At 58.9% G+C, this 23,223-nt stretch carries 19 protein-coding genes; 12 read left to right on the top strand and 7 right to left on the bottom strand.

What is annotated here, in order from left to right; translation table 11 throughout:
* Positions 1–45 precede the first annotated feature (45 nt).
* Both LAB08_RS03755 and LAB08_RS03750 read left to right on the top strand, forming a co-directional pair.
* Entirely contained in the window at positions 46–1,347 is a 1,302-nt protein-coding gene (locus LAB08_RS03755) for a phospholipase (protein ID WP_096513468.1), read from the top strand.
* 14 nt (positions 1,348–1,361) lie between these two features.
* Positions 1,362–1,553, top strand: coding sequence for a hypothetical protein (locus LAB08_RS03750; protein WP_096513469.1), 192 nt, complete (start codon positions 1,362–1,364; stop codon positions 1,551–1,553).
* A gap of 134 nt (positions 1,554–1,687) precedes the next feature.
* On the opposite strand, the gene LAB08_RS03745 is transcribed toward LAB08_RS03750, so the two are convergent.
* The 4 genes from LAB08_RS03745 to LAB08_RS03730 all read right to left on the bottom strand — a co-directional run bounded on the left by LAB08_RS03745 (position 1,688) and on the right by LAB08_RS03730 (position 6,254).
* Positions 1,688–2,437: a FadR/GntR family transcriptional regulator gene (locus tag LAB08_RS03745; RefSeq protein WP_177409555.1), complete on the bottom strand. Its 750-nt coding sequence runs from the start codon at positions 2,435–2,437 to the stop codon at positions 1,688–1,690.
* 176 nt (positions 2,438–2,613) lie between these two features.
* Positions 2,614–4,341 (bottom strand): ABC transporter ATP-binding protein/permease, encoded by a 1,728-nt coding sequence (locus LAB08_RS03740; RefSeq protein ID WP_096513470.1) that lies wholly within the window; start codon positions 4,339–4,341, stop codon positions 2,614–2,616.
* 97 nt (positions 4,342–4,438) lie between these two features.
* Positions 4,439–4,999 (bottom strand): response regulator transcription factor, encoded by a 561-nt coding sequence (locus LAB08_RS03735; RefSeq protein ID WP_096513471.1) that lies wholly within the window; start codon positions 4,997–4,999, stop codon positions 4,439–4,441.
* The gene (locus tag LAB08_RS03730; RefSeq protein WP_096513472.1) at positions 4,992–6,254 is read right to left on the bottom strand and encodes an ATP-binding protein; all 1,263 of its coding nucleotides are present in this window, start codon (positions 6,252–6,254) and stop codon (positions 4,992–4,994) included. Before LAB08_RS03730 ends, LAB08_RS03735 begins: the two co-directional genes overlap by 8 nt.
* Before the next feature lie 331 nt (positions 6,255–6,585).
* On the opposite strand from LAB08_RS03730, the gene LAB08_RS03725 reads away from it, so the two are divergent.
* The 9 genes from LAB08_RS03725 to LAB08_RS03685 all read left to right on the top strand — a co-directional run bounded on the left by LAB08_RS03725 (position 6,586) and on the right by LAB08_RS03685 (position 18,572).
* The gene (locus LAB08_RS03725) at positions 6,586–7,302 is read left to right on the top strand and encodes an SIMPL domain-containing protein (protein ID WP_096513473.1); all 717 of its coding nucleotides are present in this window, start codon (positions 6,586–6,588) and stop codon (positions 7,300–7,302) included.
* Positions 7,303–7,779: 477 nt separating this feature from the next.
* Positions 7,780–9,405, top strand: coding sequence for an ABC transporter substrate-binding protein (locus tag LAB08_RS03720; RefSeq protein WP_096513474.1), 1,626 nt, complete (start codon positions 7,780–7,782; stop codon positions 9,403–9,405).
* 304 nt (positions 9,406–9,709) lie between these two features.
* Positions 9,710–11,311 carry an ABC transporter substrate-binding protein gene (locus LAB08_RS03715; protein WP_096513475.1) on the top strand — a complete coding sequence of 534 codons (1,602 nt, stop codon included), beginning with the start codon at positions 9,710–9,712 and terminating at the stop codon, positions 11,309–11,311.
* Positions 11,312–11,483: 172 nt separating this feature from the next.
* On the top strand, positions 11,484–12,917 hold the full coding sequence (locus LAB08_RS03710) for an OprD family porin (protein WP_096513476.1): 1,434 nt from the start codon (positions 11,484–11,486) through the stop codon (positions 12,915–12,917).
* Positions 12,918–12,995: 78 nt separating this feature from the next.
* Entirely contained in the window at positions 12,996–14,591 is a 1,596-nt protein-coding gene (locus tag LAB08_RS03705) for an ABC transporter substrate-binding protein (RefSeq protein WP_096513477.1), read from the top strand.
* Between the two features lie 73 nt (positions 14,592–14,664).
* Positions 14,665–15,675 carry an ABC transporter permease subunit gene (locus LAB08_RS03700; protein WP_096513478.1) on the top strand — a complete coding sequence of 337 codons (1,011 nt, stop codon included), beginning with the start codon at positions 14,665–14,667 and terminating at the stop codon, positions 15,673–15,675.
* A gap of 11 nt (positions 15,676–15,686) precedes the next feature.
* A complete protein-coding gene (locus LAB08_RS03695) occupies positions 15,687–16,613 on the top strand; it encodes an ABC transporter permease subunit (protein ID WP_096513479.1) in 927 nt (308 codons plus the stop codon).
* A 10-nt stretch (positions 16,614–16,623) separates the two neighbouring features.
* Positions 16,624–17,592: an ABC transporter ATP-binding protein gene (locus LAB08_RS03690; protein ID WP_096513480.1), complete on the top strand. Its 969-nt coding sequence runs from the start codon at positions 16,624–16,626 to the stop codon at positions 17,590–17,592.
* Entirely contained in the window at positions 17,592–18,572 is a 981-nt protein-coding gene (locus tag LAB08_RS03685; RefSeq protein WP_096513481.1) for a peptide ABC transporter ATP-binding protein, read from the top strand. The genes LAB08_RS03690 and LAB08_RS03685 overlap by 1 nt, the downstream gene beginning before the upstream one ends.
* A gap of 184 nt (positions 18,573–18,756) precedes the next feature.
* Here LAB08_RS03685 and LAB08_RS03680 read toward each other — a convergent pair whose 3' ends face one another.
* The 3 genes from LAB08_RS03680 to LAB08_RS03670 all read right to left on the bottom strand — a co-directional run bounded on the left by LAB08_RS03680 (position 18,757) and on the right by LAB08_RS03670 (position 22,051).
* Positions 18,757–19,014, bottom strand: a complete 258-nt coding sequence (locus LAB08_RS03680) for a hypothetical protein (RefSeq protein WP_096513482.1) — start codon at positions 19,012–19,014, stop codon at positions 18,757–18,759.
* A 262-nt stretch (positions 19,015–19,276) separates the two neighbouring features.
* The gene (locus tag LAB08_RS03675) at positions 19,277–20,209 is read right to left on the bottom strand and encodes a hypothetical protein (protein ID WP_157755746.1); all 933 of its coding nucleotides are present in this window, start codon (positions 20,207–20,209) and stop codon (positions 19,277–19,279) included.
* Between the two features lie 258 nt (positions 20,210–20,467).
* Positions 20,468–22,051 (bottom strand): peptide chain release factor 3, encoded by a 1,584-nt coding sequence (locus tag LAB08_RS03670; protein WP_096513483.1) that lies wholly within the window; start codon positions 22,049–22,051, stop codon positions 20,468–20,470.
* A 441-nt stretch (positions 22,052–22,492) separates the two neighbouring features.
* On the opposite strand from LAB08_RS03670, the gene LAB08_RS03665 reads away from it, so the two are divergent.
* On the top strand, positions 22,493–23,209 hold the full coding sequence (locus tag LAB08_RS03665; protein WP_096513484.1) for an ABC transporter permease: 717 nt from the start codon (positions 22,493–22,495) through the stop codon (positions 23,207–23,209).
* The last annotated feature ends 14 nt before the right edge of the window (positions 23,210–23,223 follow it).

Raw genomic sequence — 23,223 nt, 5'->3', positions numbered from 1 at the left:
ACAGTTAAATATGAAGCATACCGACGACATATCAAGGAGATAGAAATGTCAGGTCTACACACACAACCGCAGGAAAAAACCAGGCACGTCCTTGCCACGCTGGATGATCTTTTTACCGAGCAGGGTATTGCCATCACCGGTAATGACTCGTTGGTTCTGCGTATTGGCGAGCATCACACTCACCCGTCCAGGCCTCCCGCCTCCGCGCCTGGAAAAGCCCTGAAAAGCAAGCCACAGCTGAGGTTCGAGGGCGGTGAGCATACCGCCACCGGCGACAGCACCCTGCTGCGTTTCGTCAAGGATGCGCCTGCCATCCCGGCTTCGCAGGTCGAGCTGCATCTACCCAATGGCCTGGCGCTGAGGTATGGCCAGGTGGTTGCGCTGGGAGGTGATTTCTACGGAATTCCCGATCAGCCGATCAGCGAAGGCACGACAGCCGCCGATCGAATCCAGCGCTTCGCCAACGCCTTCAATTCCCTCGCGGTACTGCCCGCTGCCAATGCCGAGGCCAAACAAATCCTCGCCGTCATGCAGAAGGAAATCGCCGCCGTCAATCAGGCGATCCGGGATGGAAAACAGGCCCATGAGGCTTACGACACGCTGGGAGATACGTTGTCGGAAGAGTGGAACAAGATCACCGGTGGCGGCAGTTTCGTCTCGGCCCTGTTCCCGCTTGGCCGCTATCTGAAACTGGCGGCCAACAACAGCGATCATTTTGCCGAAGGGGCACTGGCAGCCTACGTCGCCGGACATACGGCGGCATTGCAGCAAGCGCTGCTGGCAAAAGACAGCGGCGATGAGCGGTTGCTGGAACTGGCCTACGCGATGAACGCGTTTGCCGACCATTACCTGACTGACCTGTTCTCCGCCGGCCATTTGCGCGTGCCGCGCAAACAGTTGGCAGCGGTGGTCACGCCCAGCGACCTGGGCTCGTTGATTACCCGTTTCATGCACGACGAAGACAGCAAGTTCGGCCTCAACGTGCGCAACGGCGATGGCGACCAATGGCGTGCCTACGGCGACAAGCGTTATTTCGACGCGATCGACAATGCTAACCGGGCGCAGGTCAATCAAGCGGTTCAGGTTTCTGCGGACGAGATCTTTGCGGCGTATCTGAGTGGCATTACCCCGTCGCCGGGCAGCTTTGCTGCGTTGAAAAAGCTCCCCGACCTGCAAGCGGCACTCAACCCGACAGGCAATTTCTCGCCGCTGTTCAAGGTCGATGGCAACAAAGTGCTGCGACGCAAGGATGTGAACAATCTGAACGACACCGCCACCATCGATGACTGGTGGGGCTGGAGCACCTACCTGCTGCTCAAAGACTACAACCCCACTGGCAATGTCTGATCAGGAGATCAAGAATGACTATCAAATTGAAACTGCAACTGGCCTCTGGCGAATCAATGAAGGGTGCGCCGCTGGAGTTGTTGGCCTGTGGGGTACCGATTGCCCAGGGAGTTGTGGATGAGCATGGGACGGTGGCATTCAATGCCAAACCCGGGACTGGCGAGTTGGCCGTGAGGGTGGATCGTTCGACTCTCACGACTGCCTGAAGTCACTGCGTAGCGGCCTCTGCCCCAATCGCGAGCAAGCTCGCTCCCACAAGGTTCTGTGTGCGATCACCTGTGGGAGCGAGCCTGCTCGCGATAGCGGTCTTACAGACTTTAAATCACTTGGATCAGAACACTTACCCCCGCTGCGCCTCGGCCTCTTCATGGGCGTGGCGCAGCCGCTCACGACTGTTCGTCAGGTGCAACCGCATGGCCGCTCGCGCAGCATCGGAATCCTGGCGGGCGATGGCGTCGTAGATCTCTTCGTGCTCACGGCTCAGGCGATTCATGTAGTGCTGCTGGTCATCATGGGCCAGCCGCGCGGAGTTGAGTCGGGTGCGCGGGATAATGCTGGTGCCCAGGTGCGTCATGATGTCGGTGAAGTAACGGTTGCCGGTGGCCAGCGCGATCTGCAGGTGGAACTGGAAGTCCGAGGCCACGGCATCGCTGGCGTGGGAAACACTTTCATTCAACGCATCCAGCGCTGCACGCATCAACCCCAACTGCTCGGGGCTGCGGCGTTGCGCAGCGAGACCGGCGGACTCCACTTCCAGGCTGATACGCAACTCCAGAATCGCCAGCACGTCACGCAAGGTCACCACGGTGGCCGGGTCGATGCGGAAGCCGCTCGGGCTCGGCGTGTCGAGCACGAAGGTGCCGATGCCGTGGCGGGTTTCCACCTGCCCCGCCGCCTGCAAACGGGAAATCGCTTCGCGTACCACGGTGCGGCTGACGCCATGGGCGTCCATGATCGCCGACTCGGTGGGCAATTTGTCGCCACGCTTGAGGTGACCGTCGCGAATCTGTTCGGACAGCACCGTCACCAACTCCTGAGCGAGGCTGCGGCGCTTGCGAGGGAGGCGTGGTACGTCGTTCGGGTTTTCCATGGTGAACATCTGTCTCGAAAAATTCGGCTGAAACCGCATCATAGCTCAACGCAGTTGTACGATCACCTTCGCCCTGTAGGAGCAAAGCTTGCTCGCGATGGCCGTTACACTTTTCCGACTGGAGACCGTGTCATCGTTCATCGCGAGCAAGCTTTGCTCCTACAGGGTTTATGGTGTTATGCGGTCACGGCCTGGTCCACCAGATGACCGTTCTCGATTCGAACATGCCGAGGATGGAAGCGCTTGAGGCTGCTGCGATGGCCGACGCTGACGATGCTCAGTCCCGGCAGCTCGTCGATCAGCGCCTGGTACAGCGACGCTTCGTCCTCTTCATCCATCGCCGATGTGGCTTCGTCCATGTACAGCCATTGCGGCGCATACAGCAGGGCGCGGGCAAAGGCCAGGCGTTGCTGCTCACCGGGTGACAGCATGCGTTGCCAATGATTGGCTTCGTCCAGGCGTGGCACCAGGTGCGGCAAACGGCAGGTTTCCAGGACGTGCACATAGCGCTCGTTCAGGTAGGTATCGCCGGCTTGTGGATAACTCAAGGCATCACGCAGCGTGCCGATCGGCAGATAAGGCTTTTGCGGCAGGAACAGATATCGCGCCGCCGGCAGGCGAATGCTGCCGTGGCCCGACGGCCACAGGTGCCCCATCGCTCGCAACAGGGTCGACTTGCCACTGCCGGAGCGGCCGCTGAGCATGACGCGCTCGCCCTCCTCCACGGTCATGTCGGCATTGGTCAGCAAATGGCGACCGTCCGCCAGGTCGAGGCCAAGGTTGTGCACTTTCAACGCATCACCTTGATTCTGCACATCGATGGCCGGAGCACGCTCTTCGTTGTCGGCCATGGCCTGGCGGAAGCTCAGCAGACGATCACAGGTGGCGCGCCATGAGGCGAGGTTCTGGTACGCGGTGATGAACCAGCTGAAACTCTCCTGGACGTTGCCGAACGCCGAGCTGATTTGCATCAGCTCGCCAAGTTCGATCTTGCCGGACAAGTAACGCGGCGAAGCGACGATGAACGGAAAGATGATGGCGGCCTGACTGTAACCGGCGGTGAAGAAAGTCAGGCGTTTGGACACCTTCATGATGTCCCAGAAGTTATGCCAGACCATCCCGAAGCGACCGCTCAAGCGACGATGTTCGTTCGGCTCGCCGTTGTACAGCGCAATGCTTTCGGCATTTTCGCGAATCCGCACCATGGAGAAACGCAGGTCCGCTTCGAAGCGTTGTTGTTGGTTGTTCAGGCCGATCAAGCGACGACCGATCAAATGCGTCAGCCAACTGCCCACCGCGGCGTACACCAGCACGCACCAGAACATGTAGCCGGGAATGGTGAAACCCCATACCTCAATACTGCCCGACACGCCCCACAGAATGATCGAGAACGACACCAGGCTGACAATGTTGCGAAGTAAACCAATGCCCAGTTCCAAGGTGTTCGAGGTGAAGTTGTTGAGGTCTTCGGAAATCCGCTGGTCCGGGTTATCGGTGTAGCCCCCCTGCTCCAGCCGGTAGTAATTCTTGTCGGTGAGCCAGCGGGAAAAATACGTCTCGGTGAGCCACGCCCGCCAGCGGATCGTCAGCATTTGTGTCAGGTAGAGCCGATACACCGCACCGACAATCGCGACGGCTGCAATCGCGCAGAAGTACAGGATCAGCCGCCAGAATGCCGCTTCGTCCTTCTGTTGCAGGGCGTTGTAAAAATCCTTGTACCAGGTGTTGAACCACACCGAGATCCCTACGCTGATCAGCGACAGGGCTATCACCGCGATCAGCAGCGACCAGGCCTTGACCTTCTCCTCACTGCGCCAGTAAGGCGTGATGATCGCCCAGACTTTGCGAAAAAACTGCCCGCGCACAGCATCGTTGACCGCGGAGTATTCAGCGTTCTGATTCATGGATAAGGCTCGATAAAGAAAAGTACAGGCACGAACCGATCATAGATGATCGGTTCGGATTGTCGCGAGGAGCGGCCAGCATTCGTTCAGCGCAGGTTCAGCGACGAACGGGACGCTTCTGCAGTTTGCGCTGCAGCGTGCGGCGGTGCATGCCCAGGGCACGGGCCGTGGCGGAGATGTTGCCTTCGTGCTCGGTCAGCACACGCTGAATGTGTTCCCACTGCAAGCGGTCCACGGACATCGGGTTTTCCGGCACCAGGCTGTCGAGATCGGCGTGTTCGGACAGCAGCGCGGCCAGCACGTCGTCGGCGTCGGCGGGTTTGCACAGGTAGTTGCAGGCACCGCGCTTGATCGCTTCGACGGCGGTGGCAATGCTCGAATAACCGGTGAGGATCACCACGCGCATTTCCGGATCCATTTCCAGCAACTTGGGCAGCAACACCAGGCCCGAATCGCCGTCCATTTTCAGATCCAGCGCGGCGTAGTCCGGCAGATCGTTCTGGGCAAGGGCCAGCCCCTCTTCGGCAGAACCGGCGGTGCTGACGCGAAAGCCGCGGCGAGCCATGGCGCGGGCCATCACCCGGGTAAAGGTCGCGTCGTCGTCGACCAACAGCAAATGCGGCAGTTCTTCGCCTTCAACCTGGATATCGTCACTCATGTTGGTCTCCTCGGGCGCCATGGGGCAGGCGCAGCTCGGTGAGCGTGCCGCCTTCCTCATGACTATAGAGTTTCACTGAGCCGCCGGCGCGTGTCACGCTCGCCTTGCTCAAAAACAGGCCCAGGCCGAAACCTTTGCCCTTGGTGGTAAAAAACGGCTTGCCGATCTGTTCGGCGATAGCCAGCGGCACACCGGCACCGTGGTCGCGGATACTGATGGTCAAGTCCTCGGCATTCCAGTCCAGGGTCACTTGCAGCCCTTCTGGACAGGCATCCGCCGCGTTGTTCAGCAAGTTCAGCAGGGCCTGGGTCAGGTCCGGCGGCGGCGCCATGCGCGGCACCGTGCCCTGGCCCAGGCGCTGGAAGCGATAACTGGCTTCCGGACGCATCAGGTGCCAGCGATTGAGCGCTTCATCGAGCCAATCGGTGACGTCCTGCATCTCCACCGCCAGACGGCGATTGGCTTCGGCGGCGCGTACCAGATGCTGCAAGGTCTCCTTGCACAGCTTGACCTGATCCTGCAGCACGCTCAGGTCGTCCTGCAACAGCGGGTCATGATGGTCCTGGCGCATTTCCTTGAGCAGCACGCTCATGGTCGCCAGCGGTGTGCCCAGTTCATGGGCGGCGCCCGCCGCCTGGGTGGCCACGGCCAGTAATTGCTGATCGCGCAGGCCCTCTTCGCGGCGGATCGCCCGCAGCTCCTCCTGACGGCGCAATTCTTCGGCCATGCGCGCCGCGAAGAACGTGATCACCGCAGCCGCGAGGGCGAAACTCAGCCACATCCCGTACACCTGCAGGTTTTCCCTGGCGATCGGGAAGGTCTGCAACGGATAGAACCGCGCCAGCAGCAGGGTGTACATCGTCAGCGCGATGCCCGACAGAATCACCGAATAGCGCCACGGCAAGGTCACTGCCGCAATGGTCAGCGGTACCAGGTAATAGGAGACGAACGGGTTGGTCGAGCCGCCGGAGAAATACAGCAAGGCGCTGTGGATAAACAGGTCGCAGGCCAGTTGCACGGCGTATTCGAGCTCGGTGACCGGCCAGGTGGTGCGCAGGCGAATCGCCGTGAACGCGCACAACAGCATCGAGCAGCCGAGGGTCGCCGCCAGTTGGAACCAGGGCAATGGCAGCAGTTCGAGCCAGTAGGCCAGGCCCACGGAACCGGCCTGTGCGGCCAGCACCAACGTGCGGATGAATGTCAGCCGCCAGAGGTTCTGGCGAGTGGCGGAAGTGATTTGAACGGGGGCGAGCATGAGCTCTCCTGATGAGCGCTCCAGGCGGATCGCAGGGAGTATAACCAAGCACGAGGACTGACAGGCAAAAGTGCGGCAAACCGCCACATGTCTGGAACCTGTCAGATTGTCATCGCGGGCAAGCCTTGCTCCTACAGGTCCGAGTCGCCCACAAGCTTCAGGCACACCTCGGGCCTGTAGGAGCAAGGCTTGCCCGCGATTGGCCATGACGCGGTTAAATGCCATACATCTGTATAGAAGTTGTAACTGTGCGAACCGGATCATTGAAGCTAGAGTCTGATGGTTTCACGCAGGCCCGGACCATTGCCTGCGCACCCTCCAAGGAGCTTTCATGCACACATTCCGCCGCAGCGCCGCCCTCCTCGCCCTGAGTGCCGGCACGCTCGCCAGCCTCCCGGCCCTGGCTGCCGACGAACTTCATTACAACCAGATTTCCCTGCGCGCCGAAGTCAGTCAGGAAGTGGCTCGCGACCTGATGATCGTGACCCTCTATACAGAAGAACAAAACACCGACCCGGCCAAACTCGCCGCCGACGTCAGCACCACCATGAACAAGGCGTTGGCCCAGGCCAAGCAAGTCAAGGACATCACCCTGCGCCAGGGCAGCCGCAACAGCTACCCGATCTACGACGCCAAGGGCCAGAAAATCACCGGCTGGCGTGAACGCGCCGAGCTGCGTCTGGAAAGTACGGATTTCGCCGCGCTGTCGAAGCTGACCGGCGAACTGCTCACCGACCTGAAGATGGGCGGCATGGACTTCGCGATTGCCACGCCAACCCGCAAGGCCAGCGAAGACGCCTTGCTCAAGGACGCCGTGACTGCCTTCAAGGCCCGCGCCCAACTCGCCACCGACGCACTGGGTGGCAAGGGCTACAAGATCGTCAACATGAACCTCAACAGCAACGGCTACCCGCAACCGTACATGCGCGCCCCGATGATGATGAAAGCCGCCGGCATGGACAGCGCCCCCGTGACGCCGGAAGTTGAAGCCGGCACCAGCCAGGTCGGCATGACGGCCGACGGTTCGATTGAAGTGTTGATGCCTTGAATCGATAACCCCCGTGCAAAAAAAGGCGATCACCCCGGTGATCGCCTTTTTTTTGCAAACAGCGTCTATGCTGAATCCGGGAAGGGGCAGTCAAACCCCGGAAAACGACATCAGTTGCACTTGGTAGAACCCATGACCATCAACCCATTATCGGTGCAACGATAACCACTCCCATTCACCCTCTACACACCCCCACAGGACGGGGTATACATAGGTAACACCGCGCCCCACCCGCGGGCAGCCCACACCGCGCACGCACCATAAAAGTGCGCCAGTTGCACTGCAAAAATGCCGCGCAAACGGTCAAATGCGTCAACATTTATACAAATGCGACATTAAGGTACGTTCGTGCCACCGTTTAAGGCTTGTAGTCGCTCTGGATCTTGCATTGGGTATGGGCCCTGCATAAGTATCCGCAGGCACGACTCACGAGGTCGTCCTCAAAATCAAAAAATGACAACAAATCATGAGGCCACCATGCTTAAACACGCGGTCATTCCGTTTTTAGTCGGCGCCAGCCTTTTGGCCGCCGCACCGTTCGCCCAAGCTGCGAGTAACCTGGTGTTCTGCTCCGAAGGGAGCCCGGCCGGTTTCGATCCAGGTCAATACACCACCGGAACCGACTTCGACGCCTCTGCCGAAACCATGTTCAACCGCCTGACCCAGTTCGAGCGCGGCGGCACCGCCGTAATTCCTGGCCTGGCGACCAGCTGGGACGTCTCCCCTGACGGCCTGACCTACACCTTCCACCTGCGTGAAGGCGTCAAGTTCCACACCACCCCGTACTTCAAGCCAACGCGTACCTTCAACGCCGACGACGTGCTGTTCACCTTTAATCGCATGATTAACAAGGATGACCCGTTCCGCAAAGCGTACCCGACCGAATTCCCGTACTTCACCGACATGGGGATGGACACCAACATCACCAAGATCGATAAAGTCGACGACAACACCGTCAAGTTCACCCTCAAGGACGTTGATGCCGCGTTCATCCAGAACATGGCCATGAGCTTCGCCTCGATCCAGTCCGCCGAGTACGCTGCCCAGCTGCTCAAGGAAGGCAAGGCCGCCGACATCAACCAGAAGCCGGTAGGCACCGGCCCGTTCGTGTTCAAGAGCTACCAGAAAGACTCCAACATCCGCTACACCGGGAACAAGGACTACTGGAAGCCTGAAGACGTCAAGATCGACAACCTGATCTTCGCCATCACCACCGACCCGTCGGTCCGCATCCAGAAGCTGAAGAAGGGCGAGTGCCAGATCACTCTGTTCCCACGTCCGGCTGACCTGAAGGCGCTGAAAGAAGACAAGACCCTGAAAGTGCCTGACCAGGCCGGTTTCAACCTGGGTTACATCGCCTACAACGTGATGGACAAGATCAAGGGTGACGACAAGCCGAACCCGATGGCCCAACTGAAAGTGCGTCAGGCACTGGACATGGCCGTCAACAAGCAGCAGATCATCGATTCCGTTTACCAGGGCGCCGGCCAAAAAGCTGTCAACGCCATGCCACCTACCCAGTGGTCCTACGACACCACTATCCAGGATGCGCCGTACAATCCTGAGAAAGCCAAGGAGCTGCTCAAGGAAGCCGGTGTGAAGGAAGGCACCGAAATCGTTCTGTGGGCAATGCCGGTACAGCGTCCGTACAACCCGAACGCCAAGCTGATGGCAGAAATGCTGCAATCCGACTGGGCGAAGATCGGTATCAAGGCCAAGATCCAGAGCTACGAATGGGGCGAGTACATCAAGCGTTCCAAAGGCGGCGAAAACGGCGCGATGCTGATTGGCTGGAGCGGCGACAACGGTGATCCGGACAACTGGCTCAACGTACTGTTCGGCTGCGACTCGCTGCAGGGCAACAACTTCTCCAAATGGTGCGACAAGAAGTTTGACGACATCGTCAAGCAAGCCAAGCGTACTTCGGACCAGAGCAAGCGCACCGAGCTGTACAAGCAGGCTCAGCACGTCCTGAAAGACGCGGTTCCCTACACACCTATCGCTCACTCGACGGTGTTCCAACCCATGCGCGCCGAAGTGCAGGACTTCAAGATCAGCCCATTTGGCTTGAACTCCTTCTACGGCGTCAGCGTCAGCAAGTAAGGTTTGGCAGCGGCGACGTTTCTGACGTCGCCGCTGCTTGATCTACCGAGAAAGCAGGAAATCGCCTACATCCAGATCGTCTACTGACTACAGCAGACCACTAGGACGCGTCGTCTTTTCCCACAAGTCTTTCGGACTTTACGCATTTACTGCCGGACCCACGGTTCATACCGTCGGGATCCGACCAGTCCATGCGTGGGTCATCGGTTTTTGTGCTGCACGTCATGGTTTGAGAGCAATGACGCCTTCCACGTCTGTGGACGGACGAAGGCGTATTGCAAAACACTGAACAAGAGGGAGCGTCATGCGCCATTCCTTGGTTTTATCCGCATTGCTGGGCACCGGCCTGTTGGCCGCCACTTCCATGAGCCAGGCCGCCAATAACAGCCTGGTGTTCTGCTCAGAAGGCAGTCCCGCCGGTTTCGATACGGCGCAGTACACGACCGCGACCGATAACGACGCCGCCGAGCCGCTGTACAACCGCCTGGCAGAGTTTGAGAAGGGTTCGACCAATGTCGTACCTGGCCTGGCCACGAGTTGGGATATTTCCGAGGACGGTCTCACGTACACCTTTCACCTACGCCCAGGGGTGAAATTTCATACAACCAAATACTTCACCCCGACCCGCGACTTCAATGCCGATGACGTGCTGTTCACGTTCAATCGCATGCTCGATCCGCAACAACCGTTCCGTAAGGCTTACCCGACCGAATTCCCGTATTTCAACGGCATGAGCCTGAACAAGAATATTGCCAGGGTCGAAAAGACCGGGCCGTTGACCGTGGTCATGACGCTCAACAGCGTGGACGCCGCGTTCATCCAGAACATTGCCATGAGTTTCGCCGCCATTCTTTCCGCCGAGTACGCCGACAAGCTGCTGGCCGAAGGCAAGCCGAGCGACATCAACCAGAAGCCGATCGGCACCGGGCCGTTCGTGTTCAAGAGTTACCAGAAAGACTCCAACATCCGTTACACCGGCAACAAGCACTACTGGGACCCGAGCCGCGTGAAGCTCGACAACCTGATTTTCGCCATCAACACCGACGCCTCGGTGCGTGTGCAGAAACTCAAGGCGGACGAGTGCCAGATCACCCTGCACCCGCGTCCTGCCGACGTAACCGCACTGAAAAACGATCCGAAACTGCAACTGATCGAAAAACCCGGCTTCAACCTCGGCTACATCGCCTACAACGTGCGCCACAAGCCATTCGACCAGCTTGAAGTACGCCAGGCGCTGGACATGGCGGTGAACAAACAAGGCATCCTCAACGCCGTTTACCAGGGCGCCGGCCAACTGGCGGTCAACGCCATGCCGCCGACCCAGTGGTCCTACGACGAGACCATCACGGACCCCGCCTACAACCCGGAAAAAGCCAGGGAACTGCTCAAGGCTGCGGGCGTAAAGGAAGGCACCGAAATCACTCTGTGGGCCATGCCCGTGCAGCGGCCGTACAACCCCAACGCCAAGTTGATGGCCGAGATGCTCCAGGCGGACTGGGCGAAGATCGGTCTCAAGGTCAAGATCGTCAGCTACGAATGGGGCGAGTACATCAAGCGCACCAAGAACGGCGAGCACGACATCAGCCTGATCGGCTGGACCGGTGACAACGGTGATCCGGACAACTGGCTCGGCACGCTGTACAGCTGCGACGCCATTGGCGGCAACAACTACTCCATGTGGTGCGATCCGGCTTACGACAAGCTGATCAAGCAGGCCAAGGTCGTGACCGACCGCGACCAGCGCACCGTGCTCTACAAACAGGCGCAGCAGTACCTCAAGCAGCAGGTGCCGATCACGCCGATCGCCCACTCGACGGTCAACCAGCCGTTGAGCGCCAAAATCGAAGGGTTCAAGGTCAGCCCTTTCGGTCGCAACGTGTTCTCGGGTGTCAGTATCGATAAATAAAACCGTGTAGCTGAAACGCTGGGGGTGCATTGCACCCTCACGCAAGCGTATTGCCGCAATTCGCCAATCCGGCGTACAGCAAACGTTTGCGATGTGTAAATGAGTTCCAAAGCAAATAGCCGGATCACCAAAAAAGACCGGCATTAATAAAAGAAAGTAAGGAGCTTCACCCATGAAACTGAGCAGCACCGCAATACTGGCGTTGGCCATCAGCAGCGTAACCGCCACGGCTTACGCTGAAACCCAGAGCCAGGCGTTCACTCCGGTTACCGTGAACGAAAAAAGCGCCCAAAGCGAAGCCACCGGCTTTCTCGAAGGCCAGTCGATCAGCGGCACTACCCGTAACTGGTACGCCAACGAACAACTGAAACGGGGTGGCAAATTCGCCTACAAGAAAGACGGCGTCTCGACCGAAACCGACCGTCGCATCAACTGGGTTCAGGGCACGATCGTCAAGTACAACTCAGGCTTCACCGAAGGCGCTATCGGTTTCAGCACTGAAGTGGCGGCCTACAACGCCATCGCCCTGGATCGCGACCGCAAGGACCTGGCTTCCAACAACGGCGGCGCACCGGGCACTCGTCCAGGCGCAGGCAACAACCGTACCCTGACCGAAGAAGGCGGCGACGCTGTTGGCCAGTGGAGCAAACTGGGCCTGGCCAACGTCAAGGCGCGTGTTTCCAACACCACCCTGACCGCCGGTCGCATGAACTTCAGCAGCCCGATGGTCGACGTGATCGGTAACCGTGCGCTGCCTTCGAGCTTCGAAGGTGTGGCGATCCACAGCGAAGAGCTGAACAACCTGACATTCGACCTGGCCACCTTCGATCGCAACTCTCCGCGTACCGAAGAAAGCCAGCGTAAATTCCGCACCGAATACGCCAATGGCATCGTCGAAACCGACCACATTTACACCGGCGGCATCACCTACAACCCGTTCGCCAGCCTGACCACCAGCCTCTGGGCGACCCAGGCTGAAGACATCTGGAACCAGTACTACTTCGGCGCCTCTCACGTACTGGGCGATAGCCAGGTACTGAGCCTGACCACCGGCCTGAACTACTACAAAACCAAGGATACCGGTAAGGCCCTGATCGGCGACATCGACAACGACACCTACTCGCTGTCGCTTGGCCTGACCCATCAGGCTCACAGCCTGACCTTCTCGTACCAGGAAGTGAACGGTAACGAGTACTTCGACTACCTGCACGAAACCAACGGTATCTACCTGGCCAACTCCCTGCTGTCGGACTTCAACGGCCCGAACGAGAAATCGTTCCAGATTGCCTACGGTCTGAACATGGCTGAATACGGCGTACCAGGCCTGAAGTTCAACATCTACCAGGCTCGCGGCTGGGGTATCGACGGCACGCACTACACCGGTAACGGCGGCGTGGCCGGCAAAGGCTACGACGGCATCCAGTCGCAAGATGGCGAAACCCATTACGAATACGGCATCGGTGGCTCCTACGCGATTCAGAGCGGCCCGCTCAAGGCCACGACTGTTCGCGCGACCTACACCGCTCACCGCGCCAGTGAAAACCAGGCTGACGGCAGCATCAACGAGTTCCGTCTCGTGACCACTGTTCCGTTCAACATTCTGTAATGCACCGGTCGAACGGCTGATTCAGCGATGAATCGGCCGTTCGGCTTTGTCCTTCTAACCGATTGCAGAGGGTTCTTGATGAAAATGCTTCCCCTACGTGCGGCCATCGCGGCCGCGTTGCTGAGTGTCGCGGTGGGCGTATCGGCCAAACCGCTGGTCGTCTGCACCGAAGCCAGTCCGGAAGGCTTCGACATGGTCCAGTACACAACTGCAGTCACAGCCGATGCGGTGGCCGAAACCATCTTCAATCGACTGGCGGACTTCAAGCCCGGCACCACTGAGGTGATTCCGGCGCTGGCCGAATCCTGGGACATCAGCGACGATGGCCTGAGCTACACCTTCCACCTGCGTAAAGGCGTCAAGTTTCACACCACCGAATACTTCAAGCCGACCCGCGACATGAATGCCGACGACGTGGTCTGGAGCTTCCAGCGCCAGCTGGACCCGAACCACCCATGGCACAAACTGTCGAGCGTGGGCTTCCCGTACTTTGAAAGCATGGGTTTCAAAGAGCTGCTCAAAAGCGTCGAGAAAGTCGACGACAACACGGTCAAGTTCACCCTGACCCGCCGCGAAGCGCCGTTCCTGGCCGACATCGCCATGGCGTTCTCCTCGATCTACTCCGCCGAGTACGCCGACCAGCTGCTCAAGGCCAACAAGACCGGCGATCTGAACAACAAGCCGATCGGCACCGGCCCGTTCGTCTTCCAGCGTTACAACAAGGACGCCCAGGTTCGCTTCAAGGCCAACCCGGACTACTTCCGTGGCAAACCACCGGCTGAATCGTTGATCTTGGCCATCGCCACCGATAACAACGTGCGCCTGCAAAAACTCAAGGCCAACGAGTGCCAGGTGGCGCTGTATCCGAAGCCGGATGACATCCCGAGCATCAAGAAAGACGCCAAGCTGAGTGTCGATGAACTGAACGCCATGACCGTTTCGTACATCGCCATGAACACCACGCACAAGTACATGAGCGACGTGCGGGTGCGTAAAGCCATCGATATCGCCTTCGACAAGGAAGCCTACGTCAACGCACTGTTCGGCAAGGGCAACGCGACCGTCGGGGTCAACCCTTACCCGGATACTCTGCTGGGTTACAACCACAGCCTGAAGAACCCGGCTCGCGATCTGGACAAGGCTCGCGCCCTGCTCAAGGAAGCCGGTGTACCGGAAGGCACCACGTTCACCCTGTTCACCCGCAACGGCGGCGGCCCGACCAACCCTAACCCAATGCTCGGCGCGCAGATGATGCAGGCCGACCTGGCCAAGGTCGGGATCAAGATCGACATTCGCGTGATGGAATGGGGCGAAATGCTCAAACGGGCGAAAAACGGCGAGCACGATATGGTATCCGCCGGATGGGCGGGCGATAACGGCGACCCGGATAACTTCCTGACGCCTATGCTCAGTTGCGAAGCCGCCAAGAACGGCGAAAACTACGCACGCTGGTGCAACGACAAATTCCAGGCCCTGATCGACCAGGCCCGGGAAAAAACCGACCCGGCCGAACGGGCGGCGCTCTACGAACAGGCTCAGGTTATTTTTAACCAGGACCAGCCATGGATCAGCATGGCGCACACTAGAATGTTTACTGCAATGCGCAACAACGTAGAGGGTTATCACATTAGCCCACTCACCACTAATAACTTCGCCACCACCCAGGTGAAGTAGATAAGAAACTCCCGGCATTCCTGACCCCAGGCATGCCGGGCACGCCTAACCGGCTGATGAGGTACACCACACGATGTTTAGTTTTATTGCCCGCCGACTGGGGTTATTGATCCCCACGTTCTTCGGCATCACCTTGCTGACTTTCGCGTTGATTCGCATGATCCCCGGCGACCCCGTGGAAGTGATGATGGGCGAACGTCGGGTCGACCCCGAGATGCATGCTCAGGCAATGGAACGCCTTGGTCTGAACAAACCCCTGTACGCCCAGTACCTGGATTACATCGGTAAACTGGCTCACGGCGATCTCGGGGAATCCCTGCGTACCCGTGAAAGCGTCTGGCACGAGTTCACCTCCCTATTCCCCGCGACCCTGGAACTGTCCGCGGCCGCGCTGTTGTTCGCCGGCGTCCTGGGCCTTCTGGCCGGGGTGATCGCGGCACTCAAGCGAGGATCCCTGTTCGACCATGGGGTGATGGGTGTCTCCCTGGCGGGATACTCGATGCCGATCTTCTGGTGGGGCCTGATCCTGATCATGTTTTTCTCGGTGTCCCTGGGCTGGACCCCGGTATCCGGGCGAATCGACCTGCTGTATGACATCGAGCCGCGCACCGGCTTCATGCTCATCGATACGTTGCTGGCCGATGATGTCAGCGCGTTCTTCGATGCCCTGCACCACCTGATCCTGCCGGCCATCGTGCTCGGCACCATTCCGCTGGCGGTCATCGCGCGGATGACCCGTTCGTCGATGCTAGAAGTGTTGCGCGAGGATTACATCCGTACCGCCAAAGCGAAGGGCCTGTCGCCATCGCGCGTGGTGTTCGTGCACGGCTTGCGTAACGCGTTGATTCCGGTGCTGACCGTGGTCGGCCTGCAAGTCGGCACGCTGCTGGCCGGTGCGGTCCTGACCGAAACCATCTTCTCCTGGCCGGGCATCGGCAAATGGCTGATTGAAGCCATTGGCGCCCGTGACTACCCGGTAGTACAAAACGGCATCCTGTTAATCGCCTGCCTGGTGATTCTGGTCAACTTCGTAGTGGACATCCTCTACGGCTTTGCCAACCCACGCATCCGTCATCAGCGCTGAGGTCAATACCCATGAACACTTCAACTTCCTCAGTAGCCACCGCCGCCACCGCCGTGGATCAAAGCCTGCTGTACCCGTCGCCGTACAAAGAATTCTGGCAAGCGTTTTCCAAGAACAAGGGCGCTGTCGCCGGCCTGCTGTTCATGCTGCTGGTGATTTTCTGCGCCATCTTCGCCCCGTGGGTCGCGCCGCATGACCCGAGCGAGCAATTCCGTGACTTCCTGCTGACGCCGCCATCCTGGCTCGAAGGCGGGCAACTGCAATTCCTGCTGGGTACCGATGAACTGGGTCGTGATTTGCTGTCGCGCCTGATCACCGGTTCGCGCCTGTCGCTGATGATCGGCTTGTCGTCGGTGGTGATGTCGCTGATCCCGGGCATCCTGCTGGGTCTGTTCGCCGGGTTCTTCCCGCGCGTTGTCGGCCCGACCATCATGCGTCTGATGGACATCATGCTGGCCCTGCCATCCCTGCTGCTGGCCGTGGCGATCGTCGCCATCCTCGGCCCTGGCCTGATCAACACCGTGATCGCCATTGCCGTGGTGTCCCTGCCGTCCTACGTTCGTCTGACCCGCGCCGCGGTGATGGGCGAACTGAACCGCGACTACGTGACCGCCGCGCGCCTGGCCGGTGCCGGCCTGCCACGCCTGATGTTCGTGACCGTGCTGCCCAACTGCATGGCACCCCTGATCGTTCAGGCGACCCTGAGCTTCTCCTCGGCGATTCTCGATGCCGCCGCACTGGGCTTCCTGGGCCTTGGCGTACAACCGCCAACCCCTGAGTGGGGCACCATGCTGGCCTCGGCCCGCGACTACATCGAACGCGCCTGGTGGGTAGTCAGTCTGCCCGGTTTGACCATTTTGCTCAGCGTGCTGGCAATCAACTTGATGGGCGACGGTCTGCGCGATGCGCTGGATCCGAAACTCAAGAACGCCGCCTGAGGAGATTCCCATGTCACTGTTAGAAATCAAGAATCTCAACGTTCGCTTCGGCGACAAAAACGCCACGCCAGTCGTCGATGGACTCGACTTGAAAGTGGACAAGGGCGAAGTACTGGCCATCGTTGGCGAGTCCGGTTCCGGCAAGTCCGTGACCATGATGGCGCTGATGGGGCTGATCGAGCATCCAGGCATCGTCACCGCCGACTCGCTCAGCTTTGACGGCAAGGACATGCTCAAGCTCAACAATCGCCAGCGGCGGCAGATTGTCGGTAAAGACCTGTCCATGGTCTTCCAGGACCCGATGACCGCGCTGAACCCGAGCTACACCGTCGGTTTCCAGATCGAAGAAGTGCTGCGCCTGCACCTGAAGATGTCCGGCAAGGCCGCGCGCAAACGCGCCATCGAACTGCTGGAAAAAGTTGAAATCCCGGGCGCGGCCAGCCGTATGGACGCCTACCCGCATCAACTGTCCGGTGGCATGAGCCAGCGTGTCGCGATCGCCATGGCGATTGCCGGCGAACCTAAACTGCTGATCGCCGACGAACCGACCACTGCCCTCGACGTAACGATTCAGGCGCAGATCATGGACCTGCTGCTGGCGTTGCAGAAAGAGCAGAACATGGGCCTGGTGCTGATCACCCACGACCTCGCGGTCGTGGCCGAAACCGCCCAGCGTGTGTGTGTGATGTACGCCGGTCAAGCCGTCGAGGTCGGCCAGGTGCCGCAACTGTTCGACATCCCGGCGCACCCGTACAGCGAAGCGCTGCTCAAGGCGATTCCGGAACACAGCCTGGGCGCCTCGCGCCTGTCGACCCTGCCGGGCATCGTTCCCGGCCGCTACGACCGTCCGCAGGGCTGCCTGCTATCGCCACGCTGCCCGTACGTGCAGGACAACTGCCGCGCGCAGCGTCCAACCCTTGACCCGAAAAGCAACAGCCTCGCCCGCTGCTTCTATCCGTTGAACCAGGAGGTGGCGTAATGGCCGTCGTACTTACCGCCCGCGACCTGACCCGTCACTACGAAGTGTCCCGTGGCCTGTTCAAGGGGCACGCGACCGTACGCGCACTCAATGGCGTGTCGTTCGAACTGGAAGCCGGCAAGACTCTCGCTGTCGTAGGTGAGTCGGGTTGCGGCAAATCCACTTTGGCCCGCGCCCTGACCTTGATCGAAGAGCCGTCTTCGGGCTCCCTGAAAATCGCCGGCCAGGAAGTCGCCGGTGCCGACAAGGCCCAGCGCAAGCAACTGCGCAAAGACGTGCAGATGGTGTTCCAGAGCCCGTACGCTTCGCTCAATCCGCGGCAAAAGATTGGTGATCAACTGGCTGAGCCACTGCTGATCAACACGAATTTGAGCGCTGCGGAACGTCGCGAGAAAGTGCAAGCGATGATGAAGCAGGTGGGCTTGCGTCCCGAGCACTACCAGCGTTATCCGCACATGTTCTCCGGCGGTCAGCGCCAGCGGATCGCGTTGGCCCGCGCCATGATGCTGCAACCCAAGGTGCTGGTGGCGGACGAACCGACCTCGGCGTTGGACGTGTCGATCCAGGCCCAGGTGCTGAACCTGTTCATGGACCTGCAGCAAGAGTTCAACACCGGTTACGTGTTCATCTCCCACAACCTGGCCGTGGTGCAACACGTGGCCGATGACGTGATGGTGATGTACCTCGGTCGCCCGGTGGAAATCGGTCCGAAAAACGACATCTATGCCCGCCCCCTGCACCCGTACACCCAGGCATTGTTGTCGGCCACTCCGACCATCCACCCGGATCCGTCCAAGCCGAAAATCAAGATCGTCGGCGAGTTGCCCAACCCGCTGAACCCGCCGCCGGGTTGCGCTTTCCACAAGCGCTGCCCCTACGCCACCGAGCGTTGCAGCAGCGAAGAGCCGGCCTTGCGCAAGCTCGACACCCGCCAGGTAGCGTGCCATTACGCCGAGCAATTCCTCGACGGCGCGGCGTAACAATGATGTGAAAAACCTGTGGGAGCTGGCTTGCCAGCGATAGCGGAGTGTCAGTCAGCGATACTGTCACTGACACGCCGCCATCGCGGGCAAGCCCGCTCCCACAGGGATTTGCGTTAACCAAACCCCTTCCACTCCGATTGCGCATCAGTCGAGGCAGAAGGGGTTTTCTTTTGTCTCGAATCTACGTCTGGCTATCGCCTTCATCCGAATCATCGGAGTCTGGCTCATCGGTGGTCGAATCATCGTCGCCTTCGCTGCCACCCTGTCCCTTGTCGCCCGCCTCGGAGTCGGACGCGGCAATCATCAACTCACCCTGCCCCGCCTGACCGCTCGACGCCTGCGTATCGTGATTCTCACATTCGGCCAGCACCGCCGCACTGCCGAGGGACAACATGACCAAGACCTTCAACAGCAATAAAACACGTAGCAACCTGTTCATAGCCGAATCCATCCTTTCTTGAAGTGCCTGTCTGGCGCTGAGTGAAATCTAGTTCCGATCTGCCGGGTTCTCCAGATAGGACGCTGGCGAAGGGACGGAATGCGGTGGATGCCGAGACTGGTTTTGAATAAGGGTTATATCCAAACTAAATAACACCACGCGACAGGGTACGACTTCGCCCTATAGTGTGATGGAGAGACAACAACCCCGCTGCGTTCACAACGGGATTGACGCACCCTACCAATATTGCAGTGTTAATTAACTAGTAGAGAGTAAAAGTCCGTATAGGCGTAAACCCTGACTCCACCCCATTTGAAACCTGACTCGCTCTCACCTTGATAATTCCGGCTGGCAAGGGATCTCTTATAATTGTGAATTTGAACCGTCCATCCGGGCCGATAGGGGACTGAGCGAGACGTTTATTGGAGTCCGCCTCATACAGTATCAGCGTGCTATCAGGTTTACCGCTCCCTTCAAAATTAGGTTTCATTTCACTTGACTCATAAGAGCCTTCCAAAGGTTTATCAAGGACAGGAGGTGGAGCCGGAGCATTATCCGCCACGAAAACTTTTACGCCATCCGACAGTGGTGAATAAGTTACTCCATCAGTAGACTGATCAACTACCAATTCAGTGTCGCCAGTTGGTAAATCATTGGTCGGAGTTATGTTCCATGATCCGTCGTTGCTCAATACAGGAGCGAGACCAAGAACATCTCTGGATCCCGCTCGATACAGCCTGACCGTGGCCGTAAGTGGCCCATTAATGAGCCCACCTTTACCTGAAATTCTGGGCCTGCGCCCTACCGTAGTGCCAGTGATCGGGCTTGTTATTTCTGGCTTGCCGAGCCCCATCACCAAACCGCCAGAGTTCGCCCAAGGACTCCAAATACCGAAACTATGCTTATAATCTAGCCTGAACCAAAATTTCGCTCCAGCGTTTATTAGTGTAGGGGACACCTGATACACACATGTATCATTTAGCGGCCCGCCAGTTTCCAGCAATACATCAAGTACTTTATTATCCGCACCATTTTCTACGACAAGCACCTCCAGATTCCACTGATCAGCCGGAATCGGACTTAATCCATAAATCCTAAACCCAGGACTCACAACACTATTTTTAGGCTCTAAAATACGTGGAGCACTAAATTTTGGGTTCAGATCTTCATCGGTAGTTTTATTTTCCTTATCCATTACAATATCACCTCTATAGACCCAGCGTTCTGCCAGGCTTTATAAAGCTCAGCTTAAGAATCGCCTACTGAAATAACAACCTGTTAGAAATGACAGTTCCGACAAGCGGCACTCTCGAAAATGACTTGCTACCAACACTTGAGAGCCTATAGTTAGTTCGAATCAAATGCTGACGTCATCTCCAATAAAACTTTTACGCATTAACAAAAAAACCCCTGTTGATTAACAACAGGGGTTTTCGGTGTCTCAACTCAGTGCTTAGTGATGCTCACGCGTCGCACGGAATTTCACGTCCGGCCAGCGCTCTTCCATCAGTGCCAGGTTGACCCGGGTCGGGGCGAGGTAGGTCAGGTGACCGCCGCCGTCCAGTGCCAGGTTTTCCACCGCCTTGTTGGAGAATTCCTCGAGCTTCTTCTTGTCGCTGCAATCGACCCAGCGCGCGGAATAGACAGTGATCGGCTCATAGGAGCATTCGACCTTGTATTCCTCTTTCAGGCGGCTGGCGACCACATCGAACTGCAGCACACCGACGGCGCCGAGGATGATGTCGTTGCTGCGCTCGGGGAAGAACACCTGGGTCGCGCCTTCTTCGGCCAGTTGTTGCAGGCCCTGACGCAGTTGCTTGGATTTCAGCGGGTCCTTCAGGCGCACGCGGCGGAACAGTTCCGGGGCGAAGTGCGGGATGCCGGTGAAACCCAGGGTTTCGCCTTCGCTGAAGGTGTCGCCGATCTGGATGGTGCCGTGGTTGTGCAAACCGATGATGTCGCCGGCAAAGGCTTCTTCCAGTTGCTCACGCTCGGAGGAGAAGAACGTCAGCGCATCGCCGATGCGCACGTCCTTGCCGGTACGCACGTGGCGCATCTTCATGCCTTTCTCGTACTTGCCGGAGCAGATGCGCATGAAGGCGATACGGTCGCGGTGTTTGGGGTCCATGTTCGCCTGGATCTTGAAGATGAAGCCCGAAAACTTCTCTTCCACCGGTTCCACGGTACGTTCGTTGGCGACGCGCGCCAGCGGGCGCGGGGCCCAGTCCACCACGGCGTCGAGAACGTGATCCACCCCGAAGTTGCCCAGTGCGGTACCGAAGAACACCGGGGTCAACTGACCGTCGAGGAACTCCTGCTGGTTGAACTCGTGGCAGGCCCCTTGCACCAGCTCAAGCTGCTCGATGAAGCGCTCGTACTCGTCGCCCAGGTGCGCGCGGGCTTCATCGGAGTCGAGCTTCTCGATGATCTTGGTTTCGGTGCGCTCATGGCCGTGACCGGCGGTGTAGACAATGATGTAGTCGTCGGCGAGGTGATACACGCCTTTGAAATCACGGTAGCAACCGATCGGCCAGGTGATCGGCGCGGCCTTGATCTTCAGGACGGCTTCGATTTCGTCGAGCAGTTCGATCGGGTCGCGGATGTCACGGTCGAGTTTGTTGATGAAGCTGACGATCGGCGTATCACGCAGACGGCAGACGTCCATCAGGGCAATGGTACGCGGCTCTACGCCCTTACCGCCGTCGAGCACCATCAACGCCGAGTCCACCGCAGTCAGGGTGCGGTAGGTGTCTTCGGAGAAGTCTTCGTGGCCCGGAGTGTCGAGCAGGTTGATCATGTGCTCGCGATACGGGAACTGCATGACCGACGTGGTAATCGAGATACCCCGCTGCTTTTCCATCTCCATCCAGTCGGAAGTGGCATGGCGATCGGATTTACGGGACTTCACCGTACCGGCTACCGCAATCGCCTTGCCCATCAGCAAGAGCTTTTCGGTGATGGTGGTTTTACCGGCGTCTGGGTGGGAAATAATGGCGAAAGTGCGGCGTTTCGCGACTTCGGCGGCCTGTTTGGTCATGGGAAATCGCCTGGCAGGTGATTCAAAAAAGGGCGCAGATTATAGCCCAAGTTGATCGAAGAACCGAACCGTTGAGCACATTAGGGGTGGCCAAATGCTGCTTCAGATGGGAACCTTTTAAAGCACGGAGACGTCCACTCCCCTGTTACGACCACTCGTCGGGGGCCTGCAACACCTGCAAAACGGCCTGACGAGGCTGTGCTCATGGCTCGATTGCTGTGCGTCTGCCCTCTGTAGGAGCGAGCCTGCTCGCGATGAACGTCAACGATAACGCTGGGTATCTGAATGTCCGCGTTGTCTGGGCGTTTTTTTTGCGAGCAAGCTCGCTCCTACAGTAGAACGCGCTCGGATTGAGCTGCTTCTCGCGAACGTCTTGCCCGGCAGCCAATGATGGCCTGCCACACGGGACTGCGTTCGCCGACTGAAAAAAGGAGTCCGCCTGTGGCTATCCACCATGGCAAAGGGCTGATAGGAGGCGCGCTGGTAATCGCCCTTCTGGCCCTGCTGATCCACTGGATCGGCATCGACACGATCGAACATTACCGCGACGATCTGTTGTTCTACCTGCAAGCTCATCTGCTTCTCGTCCTCGTCTCCATGCTGGCCGCCCTTGTCGTGGGCCTCCCCGCCGGTATCTTCCTCAGCCGTCCGACCCGGGTCGCGCGTGCCGAACGCTTCATGCAGATCTTCAACATCGGCAATACCATTCCGCCGCTGGCGGTGCTGGCCATCGCCCTGGGCGTGCTCGGGATTGGCAGTGGTCCCGCGATCTTCGCCCTGTTCCTCGCCTCGCTGTTGCCCATCGTGCGCAACACCTATGAAGGCCTGAAAAACGTTCAGGGTTCGCTCAAGGAAGCCGCCGTCGGCATCGGCATGACCCCGCGCCAGGTGCTGTGGAAAGTCGAACTGCCCAACGCCGTGCCGATCATCATCGGCGGCGTGCGCGTGGCGCTGGCGATCAATGTCGGGACCGCGCCGCTGGCGTTCCTGATCGGCGCCAACAGCCTCGGCAGCCTGATTTTCCCAGGCATTGCCCTGAACAATCAGCCGCAACTATTGCTCGGCGCGGCCTGCACGGCGCTGCTGGCCCTGCTGCTCGATGGCCTGGTGACAATGGCCAGCCGCCTCTGGCTCGAACGCGGCTTGCGCCCGTCTTAAGCCCCGGCAAAGGA

This window comes from Pseudomonas izuensis (genome assembly GCF_002356535.2).
GTDB classification, from domain to species: Bacteria; Pseudomonadota; Gammaproteobacteria; order Pseudomonadales; family Pseudomonadaceae; genus Aquipseudomonas; species Aquipseudomonas izuensis.
Note: the sequence above shows the minus strand (reverse complement) of the source record. Positions and strands in the feature narration are given on the sequence as shown.